Annotated in this window: 16 protein-coding genes and 2 tRNA genes; 9 read left to right on the top strand and 9 right to left on the bottom strand. The window is 33.3% G+C overall.

Translation table 11 applies throughout. From position 1 onward, the window contains the following. Window positions 1-9: 9 nt before the first annotated feature. The gene (locus tag AB3211_RS00835) at window positions 10-1,587 is read right to left on the bottom strand and encodes a lysine--tRNA ligase (RefSeq protein WP_367364349.1); all 1,578 of its coding nucleotides are present in this window, start codon (window positions 1,585-1,587) and stop codon (window positions 10-12) included. 135 nt (window positions 1,588-1,722) lie between these two features. Between AB3211_RS00835 and AB3211_RS00830 the strand changes: the two genes are divergently transcribed. After that, window positions 1,723-2,271 (top strand): disulfide bond formation protein B, encoded by a 549-nt coding sequence (locus AB3211_RS00830; RefSeq protein ID WP_367364348.1) that lies wholly within the window; start codon window positions 1,723-1,725, stop codon window positions 2,269-2,271. Between the two features lie 342 nt (window positions 2,272-2,613). Here AB3211_RS00830 and AB3211_RS00825 read toward each other — a convergent pair whose 3' ends face one another. The 4 genes from AB3211_RS00825 to AB3211_RS00810 all read right to left on the bottom strand — a co-directional run bounded on the left by AB3211_RS00825 (window position 2,614) and on the right by AB3211_RS00810 (window position 4,951). Further along, window positions 2,614-3,558 carry a cell envelope integrity protein TolA gene (locus AB3211_RS00825; protein ID WP_367364347.1) on the bottom strand — a complete coding sequence of 315 codons (945 nt, stop codon included), beginning with the start codon at window positions 3,556-3,558 and terminating at the stop codon, window positions 2,614-2,616. Further along, window positions 3,548-3,982, bottom strand: coding sequence for a protein TolR (gene tolR / locus AB3211_RS00820; RefSeq protein ID WP_367364346.1), 435 nt, complete (start codon window positions 3,980-3,982; stop codon window positions 3,548-3,550). The genes AB3211_RS00825 and tolR overlap by 11 nt, the downstream gene beginning before the upstream one ends. After that, a complete protein-coding gene (tolQ, locus tag AB3211_RS00815) occupies window positions 3,982-4,707 on the bottom strand; it encodes a protein TolQ (protein ID WP_367364345.1) in 726 nt (241 codons plus the stop codon). The genes tolR and tolQ overlap by 1 nt, the downstream gene beginning before the upstream one ends. A 159-nt stretch (window positions 4,708-4,866) precedes the next feature. Further along, window positions 4,867-4,951, bottom strand: a tRNA-Leu gene (locus AB3211_RS00810). 778 nt (window positions 4,952-5,729) lie between these two features. Here AB3211_RS00810 and AB3211_RS00805 point away from each other — a divergent pair. Continuing rightward, entirely contained in the window at window positions 5,730-6,464 is a 735-nt protein-coding gene (locus AB3211_RS00805; protein ID WP_341758528.1) for a Bax inhibitor-1/YccA family protein, read from the top strand. 1,449 nt (window positions 6,465-7,913) lie between these two features. Here the strand turns inward: AB3211_RS00805 and AB3211_RS00800 are convergent. Genes AB3211_RS00800 through ubiG form a run of 3 tightly spaced genes read right to left on the bottom strand, consistent with a single transcriptional unit; the run spans window position 7,914 to window position 10,688 of the window. Further along, the gene (locus AB3211_RS00800; protein WP_367364344.1) at window positions 7,914-8,525 is read right to left on the bottom strand and encodes a DUF6314 family protein; all 612 of its coding nucleotides are present in this window, start codon (window positions 8,523-8,525) and stop codon (window positions 7,914-7,916) included. Next, complete coding sequence (gene gltX / locus AB3211_RS00795) at window positions 8,507-9,913, bottom strand: glutamate--tRNA ligase (RefSeq protein WP_367364343.1); 1,407 nt, start codon at window positions 9,911-9,913, stop codon at window positions 8,507-8,509. The genes AB3211_RS00800 and gltX overlap by 19 nt, the downstream gene beginning before the upstream one ends. A 16-nt stretch (window positions 9,914-9,929) precedes the next feature. Beyond that, a complete protein-coding gene (gene ubiG, locus AB3211_RS00790) occupies window positions 9,930-10,688 on the bottom strand; it encodes a bifunctional 2-polyprenyl-6-hydroxyphenol methylase/3-demethylubiquinol 3-O-methyltransferase UbiG (protein ID WP_367364342.1) in 759 nt (252 codons plus the stop codon). A gap of 96 nt (window positions 10,689-10,784) precedes the next feature. Here ubiG and AB3211_RS00785 point away from each other — a divergent pair, with 96 nt between their 5' ends. Beyond that, the gene (locus tag AB3211_RS00785; protein WP_367364341.1) at window positions 10,785-11,570 is read left to right on the top strand and encodes a metal ABC transporter permease; all 786 of its coding nucleotides are present in this window, start codon (window positions 10,785-10,787) and stop codon (window positions 11,568-11,570) included. A 115-nt stretch (window positions 11,571-11,685) separates the two neighbouring features. On the opposite strand, the gene AB3211_RS00780 is transcribed toward AB3211_RS00785, so the two are convergent. Continuing rightward, window positions 11,686-11,760 (bottom strand) — tRNA-Gln (locus tag AB3211_RS00780). A gap of 217 nt (window positions 11,761-11,977) precedes the next feature. Between AB3211_RS00780 and AB3211_RS00775 the strand changes: the two genes are divergently transcribed. The 6 genes from AB3211_RS00775 (at window position 11,978) to AB3211_RS00750 (ending at window position 17,029) form a co-directional block, all read left to right on the top strand. Beyond that, on the top strand, window positions 11,978-12,679 hold the full coding sequence (locus tag AB3211_RS00775) for a VirB8/TrbF family protein (RefSeq protein ID WP_367364340.1): 702 nt from the start codon (window positions 11,978-11,980) through the stop codon (window positions 12,677-12,679). Continuing rightward, window positions 12,676-13,422 (top strand): P-type conjugative transfer protein VirB9, encoded by a 747-nt coding sequence (gene virB9 / locus AB3211_RS00770; protein WP_341758521.1) that lies wholly within the window; start codon window positions 12,676-12,678, stop codon window positions 13,420-13,422. Before AB3211_RS00775 ends, virB9 begins: the two co-directional genes overlap by 4 nt. A gap of 230 nt (window positions 13,423-13,652) precedes the next feature. Continuing rightward, on the top strand, window positions 13,653-14,009 hold the full coding sequence (locus AB3211_RS00765; RefSeq protein WP_367364780.1) for a Na+/H+ antiporter subunit C: 357 nt from the start codon (window positions 13,653-13,655) through the stop codon (window positions 14,007-14,009). Then, on the top strand, window positions 14,006-15,394 hold the full coding sequence (locus tag AB3211_RS00760) for a proton-conducting transporter membrane subunit (protein WP_367364339.1): 1,389 nt from the start codon (window positions 14,006-14,008) through the stop codon (window positions 15,392-15,394). The genes AB3211_RS00765 and AB3211_RS00760 overlap by 4 nt, the downstream gene beginning before the upstream one ends. Before the next feature lie 16 nt (window positions 15,395-15,410). Beyond that, window positions 15,411-15,560 carry a hypothetical protein gene (locus AB3211_RS00755; protein ID WP_367364338.1) on the top strand — a complete coding sequence of 50 codons (150 nt, stop codon included), beginning with the start codon at window positions 15,411-15,413 and terminating at the stop codon, window positions 15,558-15,560. Further along, window positions 15,560-17,029 (top strand): proton-conducting transporter membrane subunit, encoded by a 1,470-nt coding sequence (locus tag AB3211_RS00750; protein WP_367364337.1) that lies wholly within the window; start codon window positions 15,560-15,562, stop codon window positions 17,027-17,029. Before AB3211_RS00755 ends, AB3211_RS00750 begins: the two co-directional genes overlap by 1 nt. Window positions 17,030-17,405 lie beyond the last annotated feature (376 nt).

Genomic DNA, 17,405 nt, shown 5'->3' with positions numbered 1-17,405 from the left:
CAACTAGGGCTAAATTAATTTCTGTTGAATCAAATTTATAGAGTCCTTAATACCAAAAAGTTTAATAAAAGACCCAAGCCTTGGTCCTTCATTTTGTCCAAGTAATATTTGATATAATTCTTTAAAATAATCTCTTAAATTATTATAACCATGCTTATTACCAATATCATAAATTTTTTCTTGGATTTGCTCGGAAGTAATATCTTCCGGCAAAACATCTAACATAGAGATAATGTCTTGTAAGATAATTTTCTGCTGATCATTAGGAACTAAATAGCACTTATTAGCTTTAATAAAGTCATTATAATAACGAGTGGCAAAATCTGTCAAATGATCAAGGTACGGGGCATTTTGTTTCGTCGCACTCGGGGCGTACTTACTGATAAATCCCCAAAGTACCGATTTATCTTCAGGATTGCAAACCGATGCGAGGTTTAGCAATAAGCTAAAACTAATGCCAAAAGTTTCGATATTAGGCACATTCCCGTGATGAATATGATGTACTGGATTAGCAAAACGCTTTACTTGCTCTGTTTCTAAATGATATTTTTTATTGAAGGTAATATATTCATCAACATTTTTAGGTATCACATCAAAATGTAAACGTTTGGCTCTTGTTGGATTTTGGTACATAAATAACGACATACTTTCCACTGGTGCATATTGCAGCCATTGATCAACAGTAATGCCATTGCCTGTAGATTTAGAGATTTTCTCTCCGCTTTCGTTAAGAAATAATTCATAAAAAAATTGAACTGGTGGGATTCCCTCTAAGATTCGACAAATCCCAGAATATAAGCCAGCATTAGGCATATGCTCCTTACCATACATTTCATAATTAACTTGCAAGCCGGCCCAGCGCATACCAAAATCAGGTTTCCATTGCAGCTTACAATGTCCCTTTGTCACAGGAACTTCCACAAATTTCCCTTCATCGTCTTTATAGGTAATAGTAGCGGCTAAGCGATCGATCTTTGCAATAGGTACTTGTAGTACAATACCGGTTTTTGGACAAATTGGCATAAAAGGTGAGTAGGTGGCTTTTCTTTCCTCTCTAAAGCTTGGTAACATTAGAGCCATTATTTCATCATATTTGTCTATGACTTTAAGCATCATCTGATCAAATAAACCGGATTTATAACATTCTGTACTACTAAAAAATTCATATTTAAAGCCAAACCTATCTAAAAATGAGCGAAGCTTAGCATTCATATAATGTCCATAACTTTCACATTTACCAAAAGGATCGGGAATAGATGTTAAAGGCTTGCCAATATGTGATGCCACCATATCAGGATTTGGGATATTATTTGGGACTTTACGCAAACCATCCATATCATCAGAAAAACAGATAATCTTAGTTGGGATATTGGATAGTTGTTTAAATGCTTCTTGCACCATTATAGATCTAGCAACTTCTGCAAATGTACCTATATGTGGTATCCCTGACGGTCCATAACCAGTTTCAAATAATACATAACCTTTAGCTGGAGTTTTGTTACCCAGTTGATCTAATATTTTTTTTGCTTCTAAAAAAGGCCAAGCGTTTGATTTAACGGCATTTTCTAAAATTTCTAATTCTGACATCTATATATTCCATGTAGTTTGATTATACCCACTGAGATTATACGTATACTTGGTTTTCTGTAAACTTATAAATTATCTCTTGAGTTTTTGGTAATATTCCTAGACAATAGCGAGTTAAAAAAATAATATTTACTTATGCTAATTTCTTCTATTGTACATTTTTTTCGCAAAGATAGTTTTAGAGTTTTACATATAACTCTAGTTTGTACGTGCATTTTTGCCTTATCTTTGGCTTATTTTGTCGAATATATATTACATTTTTCACCTTGCCCTTTGTGTATTTATCAAAGATTCCCATATTTATTTATAATCAAGATTTCAGTTGTAGCGATTCTTATCAAGAAAATAAGCAAATATACTTTATTTTTTATCGTTCTAAACTTATTAGGTGCTTGCATATTAGCAGGCTATCATAGTGGAGTGGAAAGAGGGATATTTGAACCAAGTAGTCTTTGTTCAACTTTAATCCATATTCCAAAGCACTTATCCATCCAAGATATTAAAGAAATATTTTATAGCCAACCTATTGCGACTTGCACAAAACCGGCAGTTAAATTATTTGGTATATCTATGACAGAATGGAATTTACTACTAAACCTATCTTTATTATTTGCCGTACTCTTTATTTGGTTTTATCCTAATCCTACAGTTGTAGTTACTACACAGAGCTGTCATTCCGCGTAGGCGGGAATCTATAATATCTAATAGCCTTTGCAGGCTATTTTTTGGATTCCCGCCTACGCGGGAATGACATCGTTTTGACGTTAGTACTACAACTGTAGTACTAATCCCAAATCCGGAAATTAATACTAATATAGAGGAAATTTGACTAGCACTAAGTATAAATCTTAAAAAATATAATAATTCTTCAAATATACTCGATGAAAATCAAGAATTGCGTTGTCGTCTTCAGGGATCTTCGGTGCTCACGTACTAAATGTACGCTCCGCTCCTCGACCCTTCGACTCCTAGCACTTCATAATTTTGATCTTCGTCTATCAACTCTTCATTTACGAGTAGTATATTTTACATACTTGGATCAAAAAGAAAATTAAATTCTTTCCAGCTATTGTAACGCTGAGGGTCTAGATTATTAATAGGACTTGCTTGCCATACTGCCCTCATTGCACTGTTAGATAGAGCGTCACAAGCTATTTTTGTTATATTTGGGCATATTGTTTCTTTGACTTTTACTTCTTTGACACTGCCATCTTGATTTAAAGCTATATACAAAGTTACCCGTAGCTGCTCAAGGTTTTGTATCCCAATAGGTTTGTTCCATACTCTCTCTATTTGTTGTTTAATTAAAGATATTTCACTGATGGAAAGAGGCAATGTGTCATCGTAAGGACCTTTTGATTCTTGGGTTTCTTTATTTTCTTTGGATCTAGCTTGTTTATTTGATTTTGCACTCGACCCTTCAGATGATTGTTCTAAATTTTTAAGCAAAGAATCTAAGTTACTTTTATTAGGAATTTTCTTTTTTTTCTCGAGTGGCTTCTTTGTTTCTACAGGTTTTTTTTCTTCTGCAGGCTTCTTCTCTTCTATAGGCTTTGTATCTATAACCTTCTTTTCCTCGATAGGAAGTTTGTCTTCAAGAGGCTTCTTCTCTTCTATAGGTTTTTTATCTATAACCTTCTCTTCCTTGATAGGAAGCTTGTCTTCTAGAGGTTTCTTTTCTTCTAGAAGTTTTTCTAGAGGCTTCTCTAAAGGTTTCTTCTCTTCTGTATCATCAGGTTTGCTTTGTTCTACTTTTTTTGTATCTTGATTTTCTATAGTTTTTTCAGACTGTTTTATTTTATTGGGTACATTAGATTTACTATTAATTGGTAACATTTCAAAAACTATTACTTGTTCTTCAGGAGGTTTTTTAAACAATGATGGAAGACCAAATAAGAAGAAATATATTATTAGTAAATGAAGTACTACGGAGCAAATAAAAGAAATAGAAAAAATATTATTATTTTTCATTATATTTAATATTTGAAACTAGTGCTACCTTAGAAAAGCCTGCTGCATGGATTTCAGATACAACGCTAACTACCTCGCCATATGGCACATTTTTGTCGCCTCTTACAAAAATTCTAATATCTTTTTTTTCTTTTGTAATATTAGTTAGCTTAGTAGCTAAATTTTGTCTCTCTATTTTAGATTCCAATAAATATAATTCTCCTTTGTTGTTAATACTGATCACTAACGGTTCATCTTGCCCTGGCAGTTGGCTATAAGTTGTTTCTGGTAAATCAACATTAATACCGGACACTAGCATTGGAGAGGTTATCATAAAGATGATCAATAGCACTAACATGACGTCAACGAGTGGTGTAACGTTGATCTCACTGACTAAATTACGTCTAGATATTTGATTGTTTGAATTTGGTAATTGTATAGCCATTACATTTTCCCTTCATCTATGGCTCTTGATAGTATAGAACTAAGCTCATTAATGAAATCATCAATTTTGTTATTAATCTTAATTATTTGTGAAGAAAGGTAGTTATAAAAAATCACCGCCGGAATTGCCGCAAATAGACCTATTGCCGTTGCAAGTAGAGCTTCTGCAATGCCAGGAGCTACGATAGCAAGTGAGGTATTTTTTGATGCTGCAATAGATTGAAAACTATGCATAATCCCCCAAACAGTACCAAATAACCCTATAAATGGTGTACTAGAAGCAACAGTTGCCAAAAAACCTAAATTTTGCTCTAATCGTTCAAGTTCACGATTCCTTATCAAGTACATAGATTGTATTATTCGCTCTTTATGGCTAATTTTAAGTGCATCAGTGAGGTTGTTAGGATTTTGGCGTTTACATTCGTTCATAGCTGCTACAAAAACTGCGGCAAGAGGATTATTCATTGTTCTTTTAATAGTTTCATATAACTGATCTAAAACTGCTCCAGACCAAAAAGTAGCTTCAAAAATTGCAATTTTCTTTCTTATTTGAACTAAATGAACTATCTTATCTATAATTATTGTCCATGCCCAAATTGAAGCAATTACCAAAATTATCATAACAGATTTTCCTATAATATCAGTGGATGATATCATAGAGAAAATTGATGAACCGCTTTGTGCTGTAATTTCTACAACATCATTAATATTGTTATGTGTACTCATTGGATGTAACTAACCTTCATTGCCTAAATATTGTTTTTGTATATATTTGAATGTGTCTTCAAATTAGCTTCGTGAATAACCTGAATTCGGTATAACATTACTCTGACATCAACCCTCACTGGGATAAGTCTAGCTTTCAAATTGCCTTGGTCACAATGATGGTACCTCTGGCCGGACTTGAACCAGCACGCCTTTTGAGCTGTAGATTTTGAGTCTACCGTGTCTACCATTCCACCACAGAGGCATTAAATCCCTAAAAATTAGATCATATTTTTTAAGTTTTGTAGACAAAATAGCAATATCTTTGTATCATGTAAACAACTAAATTACCTGAGCTTATCAGGGTAATTTAAAAGTCGCAACTAATAGTTGGTATTTACCTCAGAATAATTTAAAAATTAGGCTGTAGGGCTTGTAAAGTAAGGGATACAGCTTTCAGTATGCCCTCGATAATTCGATGTCATTCCTGCGTAGGCATTGCCCACATGGATCAAAAAGCCAACGTAAGTAATGGTACTTACAGGATCAAAAACGATGTCATTCTTAGCAACGGCGGGAATCCGTATTCTTAATAGCCTTTCAGGCTGAATAATAAATATTAATCTAGGAAACTGATTATAAAATTTTCTCTCTAACCTGATTCGATGTAACTTGTTACATCGAACTTTCGTGTTATGTATAGAAACAATCAGGTTTGAAGCGGCTGCCCACCTGATTGTTAAAATATAACACTCCATTCAATATGTGATTTTAATAATTAAAATCACATATTGAATGATGAAAAAAGTTAAAATGCACTCGCGTCAGCCGCTTCAAGAGTGCATTTTTCCTTATAACAAAGCCAGTTCGATATAAGAATTATTAATTCTTATATCGAACTGAGGTTCTCTAATCTTTTCTTTGCTTTTATAAGCGTTTCATGATAATTTAAATAAATATTTCACAATTTTCTTCTTGAAAAGAAAAGGTATGAAGCTTATACTATTATAGTATAAATAATAACATGATTCATGGGGTTTCTTATGATTGATTACACCAAGACTTTTACTGCTACTCAGAAAACATATGATGTTGGACTGAGAGAATACATGCTGAAAGTCTATAATTATATGGCTTTAGCTCTTGTGCTAACTGGAGTAATGGCTTTTGCTACTATATCATTTGAGCCATTAACTAGGCTTTTATTTCAAGTTGAAGCAAATGGACAGTTCATGGGCTATACCGGTTTGGGAACGTTGGTAATGATTTCTCCTGTGGGAATTGCTTTGTACTTTTTTATGGGATTTGGCAGGATGAGTCTAGATACTACTAAAGTATTGTTTTGGGTTTATGCTGCTTTAACTGGTATGTCTTTGGCATCCCTCGGGTTTATCTATACAGGAGAGTCAATTGCTCGAACTTTCTTTATTTGTTCATCTGTTTTTGGTGCAATGAGCCTTTATGGGTATAGTACCAATAGGGATTTGACATCAATGGGTTCATTTCTTATCATGGGATTATTTGGTCTTATCATTGTGTCGCTAGTCAACATGTTTTTACAAAGCTCAGCTATATATTTTGCAACGTCTCTCATTGGGGTTGGCATATTTATGGGTATTATTGCATGGGATACTCAAAAAATTAAGTCTATGTATTTTATGTCTGGAGGTGGAGAGTTAGGACAAAAAATGTCTATAATGGCTGCTTTTAATTTGTATTTAGACTTTATTAATTTGTTCTTACATCTTCTAAGATTCTTTGGTAGTAGAAGAAACTAGTACTACAGTTGTAGTTACTACACAGAGCTGTCATTCCTGCGAAGGCACACTGGTATTCGGTTTAAGTTGGGACACGTCACATCCTAGACAAGTGAGAGCCTTCGGTGTGAACGCTCGAGTCGGAATTCTCGAAACTTCAAATTGTCGTAAGGCTGATTTGTAAATTTTACTTAACCTCAATTTGATGTAAGACATCGGTTTAATAGCCTAGGATGTCATCTCTGCACTTTCGGATGTCACCCTTGCTTACGCAGGGGGCTAAAAAATAGCATAGAGAGCTATTTTATATAGTTTTAGATTCCTGCCTACGCAGGGATGACATGTACGATGAAACGATGTCATTCCTGCGAAAGCAGGAATCTAAAGAAATAGACAGGAAGGAAGGGTGCTTTAGATATTCTATATCCTTGCTTACGCGGGAATGACATAATGGCGGCAGGGGTGACATTCCACAACTGTCGAAAGTTCGAAGAGGAAGGGGTTTTAAATAGGGTAACGTCATTGCGAGAAAGACCGTAGGTCGACGAAGCAATCCAAAAAGTAACCATAAGTGGATTACTTCGTCGGCTTACGCCTTCTCGCAATGACAGCGGTTATAAGCCCACAACTTTTAAACTGCCATTATGACGTCTAAAACCGCTTCCTCTTCGAACTTTCGACAGTTGTGGGTGACATCACCCCTAATGGGGATGATTACTTAAGCCTACTATTAATTTATTACATCGATACTTGAGGTTATTTACGATAATTTACGCTACCTACCTACCTACCTACCTTACTTACGCATGGCATTTAAAAGTCATAGAGAAAATAGCCTAGAGTCATTGCGAGGAGCCACTTTGGTGGCGACGAAACCCCAATTCGGGATAAGAATTAGTTAATTCTTATCCCGAATTCGCGTGACGAAGCAATCCAATAAATGTGGATTGCCACTACACTCACGTGGTCTCGCAATGACGTTTGATGTTCTTAATAATTACTTATTTCAACTCTAGAGTGTGACTTTTAAATTACCCTGTAGGTGGGGGTGATATCGAAGGTACGGTAATGTTATATTATATCTCTTTCGAAACTCTACTTTTGCTGGTAATTTATTCGTGTTACCGGTACTCTGCTCCTCATGTGCATCTCAGTACGCTGCGGTTCGCAGTGAAGTGGCTTCTTTAAATTCCTCAGCATAAGCGAATTTCGAAAGAGATCTATTGAATTCAGGATATTCTAACCTGAATTCGATGTAACTTGTTACATCGAACTTTCGTGTTATATATAGAAACAATCAGGTTTGAAGCGGCTGCCCACCTGATTGTTAAAATATAACACTCCATTCAATATGTGATTTTAATAATTAAAATCACATATTGAATGATGAAAAAAGTTAAAATGCACTCGCGTCAGCCGCTTCAAGAGTGCATTTTTCCTTATAACAAAGCCAGTTCGATATAAGAATTATTAATTCTTATATCGAACTGAGGTTATTCTAGTAAAACTAGTTGTTATCGTATAGTTTTTGTTAGGGCCTAAAACTTTATAACTCAGTTCAAAAGAATTCTTATTCAAGAATGTATAATTAGCTTGATAAAGATCCAAGTTGCATTGATGTGTACCTTCAGCCTGAAAAGGAGTATTAGAGATAAAATGTAATTGGTAAAATAAACCATTGTTATTTTCATTAACAAAATATTTAACAATTTTGTTTTGCTCTAGAGAGTATAGATACTCCTTAAAAGCTTTTACCTTATTGGTATTACCATAGTATTTAACATCAAGCTCCTCTCTGTATAATATACGTGAAAGAGGTGAGTATATATGTTCTTTATCTTCTATAAAGTAAGCTATTCCTTTAGCTGTACCATAATTGCCTAAAATTCTCGTAATAGCATATGTTCCAACTAGGTTGTGAAATATACTCAGGTGATCCTCCGAATTGGCTCTTGCAAATACTTGCGGGGTATTTGCGTACTCATGCACTTCATGTACGCCTAGTCCGCTCACCCCTTGTTTATTGTCCTCATTCGTAGGATCATTTAAGTCTATTCTTGTTATTAAATCATTTGGGTACATTTCAATCTAACAATAGCATTTTCTTTACCAATTATGGCGATAATTTCAAAAATACTTGGAGAAGCACTCATGCCTGTTATTAGAGATCTAATGGATTGCATGAGATCTGCAAGTTTAATATTATTATTCTTAGCTATTTCTTTAAATTTTATTTGAATTGAGTCTTTATCAAAATTTTGTAAATTCTCTAATTCCTCAATAACTTGGTTAAGTAAATTTTTATCACAATTTTTGATTATCTCTTTGGCTTCCTCAGAGTAGATAATAGGAACGTTAATCAAATAAATCTTGGCTAGTTCAGCTAATTCGACTAAATTTGTGCTTCTTATCTTCAAGTTTGGCATTGCTTGCTTAATATATTCCGTTTCTTCCGTGGTAATTTTATAAGTTTTTTGCAAACTCTCACAAATCATTTTTGTTAATAGCGTAGCATCAAGCTGACGTAGATAATGAGCGTTTAAATTATCCATTTTGGCAAAATCAAGACGAGAAGGCGATTTGCCAAGTCCTTCAAGGTCAAACCATTCTATAGCTTGTTGTCTTGCAATAATCTCATCATCTTTGTGACTCCATCCTAACCTTAGTAAATAATTACACAAGCTCTCGGGTAAATATCCCATATCTTGGTATGCTTTTATTCCAAGAGCTCCATGTCTTTTAGATAATTTTGCCCCATCATCACCATGTATTAACGGTATATGTACCATATGTGGTACATACCAACCAAAGGCTTGATAAAGTAGGATTTGACGAGCAGCGTTAGTTAAATGGTCATCCCCCCTAATAATATGGGTAATCTGCATATCGTGGTCGTCCACTACTACCGCCAACATATAGGTGCTACTTCCATCGCTACGTAACAGCACCATATCATCTAGGTGGGAGTTTTCAATAGTAACATCCCCTTGTAAAGCATCATGGATAGTTGTATAGCCAGTTCTTGGAGCTTTCAGCCTAATCACTGCTTTTGTGGATTGGTAACCTTTCGGAAAGTTAGAAGGATCAGCATCTCGCCAAGGGCTTTGAAATAAAAAATGTTGTTTATTAGCTATAGCATTATCTCGTTGCCGATCTATTTCTTCTTGAGGCGTAAAACAATAATAAGCTTTTCCTTCATCTAGTAATTTCAGAGCTGCTTTTTTGTATAAATCATTTCTTTTAGACTGAAAAACCACCTCACCGTCCCAGTCCAAACTAAGCCATTTCAAACCGGAAAATATAGCATCTACTGCATCTTCGGTTGATCTTGTTTTATCAGTATCCTCAATTCGAAGTAAAAATTTGCCATTATGGTGTTTGGCAAATAAATAATTAAACAATGCTGTCCTTGCCCCACCAATATGCAAGAAGCCAGTAGGGGAGGGAGCGAATCTGGTAATTATAGTCATAGTATTTCCTTTAAAGTCAATTCAGAGCGGGTTTTGCAAGAGGTCTAGTTAAATAAGCAAAATAATTTACCTCTATATCATCACTCAACTGCCAATTTCTATTGACGATATTATAGGTTAAGCCCTTAAGCTCTTTAAGCTCTATGTTATTTTTACTAAACATAGAATAAATTTCAGATGGTTTAAGAAATTTACTATGGTCATGGGTTTTTTTTGGTATCCAACTAAGCACGTATTCTGCCATTAAAATAGCTAACATATAAGCTTTTACAGTACGGTTAATTGTTGAAATTATAATCATGCCATTTGGTTTTACTAAACTAGCAAGGTTTTTTACAAAATCACTAGGATTGTCTATATGTTCTATGACTTCTAAGCATAATACCACATCATACTGTTTGCTATTTGAGTATACTAATTCCTCAGCAGTCGATTTAAAATATTGTATATTCAAATTTTCTTCTTCAGCATGCTGCATCGCAATATCTATATTACTTTGTAGTGCATCTATGCCAGTGACTGTGCCATTTAGTTTACAGAGAGCAGAGGTAATTAATCCCCCGCCACATCCTATGTCTAAAATATCTAATTTTGAAGGTAGTACTACATCATCATCTATATTAAAATGATCTTTTATCTTATCTATTATGTAACCAAGACGAATAGGATTTATTTGATGAAGAATTTTAAACTCTCCATCTTCCTGCCACCACCCGCTAGAAATTTTACTAAACTTTTCTAGTTCTATTTGATTAATAGAAGATTTTGTAGACATATTTCTTCACTGCTTATAGAATCCATTCCTAATATACCACAAAAATCATGAAGCACTAAGTGCTATTCTCAAATTATCTACCAAAAATCGTATAAAATGACTATAATAATATTAACTATAATTCTAATCAGTCTAATTTTTGCTCCTCTTGGTTGTATAAGCTTATGGAAAAAATATATTTATTTTGGTGATGGTCTTTCGCACGCAAGTTTACTTGCTGGAAGTATTAGTATCCTTGTCCATTTGCCTGTTGTTTATTCAGGACTAGTTGTTGCCGTTATATTTGCTATCTTGGTGTTTACGTTAAAACATAGGTCAGGTGGTAGTAGTGTGGTAATGTTAATATCAAGTTTTATGTTATCTTTAGCCTTAGTAGTAGGTTATATGTACCCACTACAGATTAAGATCACTAACCTATTATTTGGCGATATTTTATCTGCCTCTTTAAATGATATATTAACCTTATCAATTATACTTATATTCGTTATTTCTTTCGTTTGGTATTTCTATAGTCAGATTATTCTAATTGTCATTAATAGAGATATTGCACAAATTAAGGGGGTGAAAGTAAGAACGATTGAATTGGCATTTTTGTTACTGTTATCTTTATCAGTATTCTCGACTATTAAGATTGTTGGGGCATTACTCGTTACTAGTATTTTGCTGATTCCAGCCATGACCGCTAGGATGATTTCTAGTAATCCAGCACAAATGATTATCAATTCAGTTATCGTAGCTTTAATTGTAGACTTCCTTGGCTTAGTAGTGTCATTATATCTTGACATACCAATTACCCCAATAATTACGGTAATAAACACCATAGTTTATTGTTTATTCTATATAATTTCACGGGCAAATAAAACAGGATTTTTTAGATTATAAAAAATTAGGATTGTTAAATTTTGTATTTTCGAACCTAGAATTAAAAGACGGAAAGCTAGACTTTATGCTACGTCCACCGTTTTATATGTTCACAAAATGTACTAAAATCGAAGAATGGCTGGGGCGGATGGATTCGAACCACCGAATGACGATACCAAAAACCGTTGCCTTACCACTTGGCCACGCCCCATTATTAATACTAGTGTATACACAGAGCTTATAACAACAAACATTTCCTGAGTCAAATATTCTTTTTAATTTGACTATTCTTAATATGATCTTTATTGGTATTGTAGACACAAAATTAGCTTTTTGAATAGGCTAAAAGAATAATTTTTACAAAAAATAATAACATCTTTTCTAATATGTGTTAGAATCCGATATAGGTAAGCAATTATTTAAAGCTAATGGATAAGGTGTTAAGTTCTGTTCAAGAATATATTAAGTCTGGTGAATATTTTGTTGATGCTAAAAGATGGTATAATTTTGAATATGTATATCCACTTGTACACAGAACATTTTTGTTGATATTTAGTGTAGTTCTATTTGTATTATTTCTAAGTGTGGTGATTAATTTTGAGACTTTATTACCAGTAAAGCGTCAGGTGAGATATGCAATTAGTGCTAAATCCCTTAAAAGTGCAACAATAACTAACGCTAATCATATTAAGCATGATGCAATTAATTCTATTGCAGATATTATGATTAGAAATTACGTTATACATAGGGAATCATATGACTATGATTTACTTCGTCCTCAGTATATATTTATGCAGAATAATTCTACGCGTATAATATTTAGACAATTTGCCAATTTTATGAATATTGACAATCCATTGTCTCCAGTTATGCGTTACCAAAAGTCCTTAAAGCGTTCTGTTAATATATTATCAGTGGTTTATCATAAAAATAATAAGGCTGAAGTTACATTTACATCTTTGGCAAAAAACGCTTCTAGTGATATTTTAGAAAATATGGTGTGGCAAGCTACAATAAATTTTGAAATAGATGCAATTAATATACATCTACCGTCTAACTCAAGATTTAATTTTGCTGTTACTGGTTACAAACTTAAGTTAATAGAAGATAAAAGTAAAAAAATAAGATGAAGCAACTAATAATATTTTTTGTAGTAGTATTTTTTGTAAATACTGCGTTAGCCGTTAGGGAATCTAGACCAATGCCGATTGATAGTAGAATCAGGGTGATGGTTTATAGTCCTGATGATGTATTTAAGTTTACTGGATATTATGGTTATCAGGCTAGTATAGAGCTAGCAAAAGATGAAGAAATAGTTAGTATTTCCATGGGAGATACCACTTCTTGGCAAATAGTACCAGCGGGTTATAGGATCTTCATTAAACCGATGGAACAAGATGCTACAACTAACATGACGCTTATTACTAATAAGCGAACTTACTTTTTTGAACTATATGCTACAGAAGCCTTAGATATGAGAGACCCAGATATGGTTTTTAATTTAAGGTTTATTTATCCTGATGATGAAAATTCTGGAGATCACTTACAAAGTTACGTTACATCTTCAGCTAACCTTGATTTATCGCATCCTGAAAAATATAATTTTAATTATTCCATAAGTGGTAATGAATCGATTGCACCAATTAAAATTTTTGATGATGGAGTGTATACTTACCTACAATTCAGAGATAAAAATGTTGAGTTACCAGCTATTTTTGCAGTTGATGAAGCTCTTAGAGAGTCGATGGTAAATTATCGACTCTCCCAAGATAACGCTAATATGGTGATTATCGAACAAGTATTTCACAAACTGTCAATACGTCATGGTAAAAAAATAGTGTGTGTGTTTAATGAAGCATTTAAGCCGTATTAAACCTCATATATGCAAGGAAAATATCATCCCTGTGAAGGTTGATGTCATTCCCGCGTAGGCGGGAATCTATAATATCTAATAGCCTTTGCAGGTTATTTTTTGGATTCCCGCCTACGCGGGAATGACATACTAGCGATTCATGCAGGCATACGCGGGAATGACATCGAAAGTGTTTTTACTCGATCCGGAAATAATTAAGTTAAGCAATAATGTTTTTAGAAACTATATATATCTCAAAAATTTTATATTTTTTTACACTGCTAGTGTTAGTTAGTGGTTTATTTATAATGCTAACCAGTGATAATTATGTTCGTAAAATTATTGGGCTTAGTGTAATGCAAAGTTCGGTGCTAATTTTTTACCTTATGCTTGGTAAGGTAAGTGGAGGTATTGTACCAATTGAACGTACAATACTACATAGCTATTCAAGCCCACTCCCTCAGGTGTTAATGCTCACGGCTATTGTTGTTGGATTTGCTACTTTATCATTGGGTCTTAGCTTGATTTACCGTATTTCTAAGCAATTTAATACTATATCAGAAGGTGAGATTAATTTTAGTGAAACGACTAATGATCGAAATGAATGACATTAATTAAACATTTTCCTGCTCTGCAAGTATTGCTACCATTTTTTGGAGCGTTATTCTCAATACTAACTTTTCGCTATAGGCTAGCTACTCGAATTATAGCAGTTATATCGATTGCACTAAGTTTATTTTTAAGTATTTACGGTTTATCTGTAATTAATAAAGAGGTCGTATCATATAATTTTGGTGATTGGCATGCCCCTATGGGTATTGAATATCGGCTAGACTATCTGAACCAACCTATAATTATCTATATTAATGGCGTATTATTATTTTTTCTAATCTTTTGTAACAAATTGGTTACAAATACCATACTTAAATTTCTTGATAGAAAAAGACAATCGTTATTTTATGCAGTTTTATTATTTGCCCATAGCGGCTATCTTGGTATTGTAAGCACTAATGACCTCTTTAATCTTTATGTATTCATTGAAATATCTTCATTAAGTAGCTATGTATTAATGGCACAGGGCAATAATCCTAGGGCTGTTATCGGTGCTTTCGATTATCTTATGCTTGGTACTGTCGGGGCTACTTTGATATTAATAGGCATTGGATTTTTATTAAGTAGCACAGGCAGCCTTAATATGTTAGATGTTTCAATGCTTCTTAAGACGCATTATGACTCTAAAATAGTGATGCTAGGCATTAGTTTTTTTCTAATTGGCTCTATACTAAAAACAGCTTTTTTTCCTATGCATTTTTGGATGATCAGAGCCTATAGTTCAGCTGCTCCGGTTATTCTGACATATCTTGCTAGTATATCCAGTATAATTGGTATTTATATAATCTTGAGGTTCATTCATTTTACTATTGATTACAATGTGATCATTAAGGATCTATCAAATTTTATCAGCTTAATCGCTTTGGTAACTATTACTTTATGTACATATTGTGCTTACAGAAACCAAAAAGTCAGAAATATTGTTATATATTCTTCTGCGGTGCAAATTGGTTATATGTTTTTGCTTTTAGTTATTCCTAGAGGTGAATCACTGTTATTTCCCTTTTTGTTTGCTGATAGCCTTAACAAGATCGCTTTATTTCTGATCATTGCTTATTCTGATGTTTCGAAACCGTTTAGTATGTTATGGCGTGTTTTGGTAGTTTTTAGTCTAATTTACAGCTGTGGTTTGCCAATAAGTAGTATGTTTTTCATTAAGATTAGTATTTTTGAGTTGTTGATTGTTGAAAATATGTGGTTAGAGTTTGGTATTGTTGTTATAAGTTCTGCTATGTCGTTACTTTATCACTATAAAATTGCCAAAAAACTATGTTGGGATCACTACGATTATACACGATTAAAATCGAACACTAAGTATGGTGGGCTGATTTTTATTAGTATAATGCAATTTTTTCTACCAATATTCTTAAACTTTTTTTAGGAGTCATGAAAACGATATGAGATATATTGCTTCTAGAACGATGTCATTCCCGCTTAAGCGGGAATCTAAAGAAATAGACAGGAAGGGTGCTTTAGATATTTTAGATCCCTGCCTTCGCAGGGATGACATAAAGGGGAGCGGGAATGACATAAGGGGAGGGCAGTAATGTATTCTGCTATTACCCCTAGTTTTTTGATTTTATCGACTTTACTGCTAGCTATGCTAAATTTAGTAACTCCCCTTATCAGTAATAGTAATAATAACACCCGTAACTCTTTATTAATTACTATTAGCAGCTTCTTTTTTGTCAATATTTTAATTATTGACTGGTTATTTCTGAAAGGCGTAAAAGCAAATCTGTCAATAAACATATATGGTAATTTTTTTATAGGGCTGCATTTAGAAGCACTCACTCTTATTTTTTTAACGTTGCTGAGCTTTTTGTGGATTTGTGCTTTGATTTACACAACAAAATATTTGGCAATCAATAATATCGATAATTCAAGTCGTTTTCTATTCTTCCTTAATCTAAGTGTGTTATTTGGCGGGATGGCAGCATTATCTTCGAATCTTTTTACTATGTTTATTTTTTATGAACTATTAACATTATCAACTGCTCCACTAATTGGTCACAGTGGTGGAGATAAAGTTATGGCAGGGGTTTATAAATATTTAAAAATATTAATGATTTCAGGGATATTACTATTCTTGCCAGCACTAATAATTATTTATGCTAAAGCGGGTCATGGAGATTTTACATCGCAAGGTTTTATCAAGTATTATTTCTCCAAGAATCAAACAATAATTTTGTTATTAATGTTTATTTTTGGTATATCAAAAGCAGCTTTATTTCCTGTACATCAATGGTTACCAGCCGCGATGGTAGCACATTACCCAGTAAGTGCCTTGCTACATGCTGTGGTAGTTGTTAAAACTGGACTTTTTTGCATTTATAAAATTCTGATGTATATTTTTGGTCTTAAATATTTGCAATCTCTTTTTGCAGAATTTAACTGGGTTATTTTCTTACCAATTATAACTATAATTTATAGTTCTTTTAAAGCGTTAAAAAGTGATAATATTAAGAAGATATTAGCCTATTCTACCATTAACCAATTATCTATAGCTTTACTTAGTAGCTTCATGTTTACATCAAAATCTATGGGAGCTTCTATCCTACATTTATGTTCACATTCATTTACTAAAATCTGTTTATTTTATGGAATGGGAAGTATTTATAGCTTAAAGAATACCAACCAAGTCTCTGATCTTATAGGTACTGCTAAAGAAATGCCCAAAACCAGCTTTATGGTACTCATTGCCAGTTTATCCTTAATAGGCATTCCTCCTTTTGGTGGTTTTATTAGTAAATTTTATATTATGTTAGCTGCTGCAGAACAAAATCAAATATTAGTTATGGTAGTACTAGCTTTAAGTACGCTATTCTCTGCATTGTATTTAGCAAAGTTAATAATATTTATTTATAAGCCTATTGATAATAATTCTAAAATATTTTCTATAGAAAATAAATTGCCTAATTCTATGCTATTGAGTTTAGTTATATGCTCGTGCATGGTGGTATTATTTTATTTTATACAGATTTTTATTAAGAAGTTTTTGGTATTTATAACTTGAATTCGATTTGGATTTAAAAATGAGGGGCGAGTAAGCGGAGTGTACATGAAGTGCGTATGGTACTTACAGGACCAAAAACGATGTCATATATGGACGAGTAAGTAAGTCAATAAGAAAAATGATGCGGGAGTAATAAAAAAATAAGCTGTCATATATTCGGCATCTAGTGCCATAATAGTTTTCGCATTCCACGCAATCCTTGGAGTTATCCACTCATTCTTACGGCTTCTAGAGCCTTGACATAAAATCTCGGACTTGTTTTTGGAATGCCCATTTATTATCTCCAATCACTTTCGCTTATATCGTACCTCTTAAATCCTATTTACTTACTTCTTCTTTTATATAGATAAAATACAGATAAATCTATATACACCAC

This window comes from Candidatus Tisiphia endosymbiont of Nedyus quadrimaculatus, from assembly GCF_964059235.1.
In the GTDB taxonomy this organism is placed as follows: domain Bacteria; phylum Pseudomonadota; class Alphaproteobacteria; order Rickettsiales; family Rickettsiaceae; genus Tisiphia.
The sequence above is the reverse complement of the archived record's forward strand: the minus strand, read 5'-3'. Positions and strand labels throughout refer to the sequence as shown.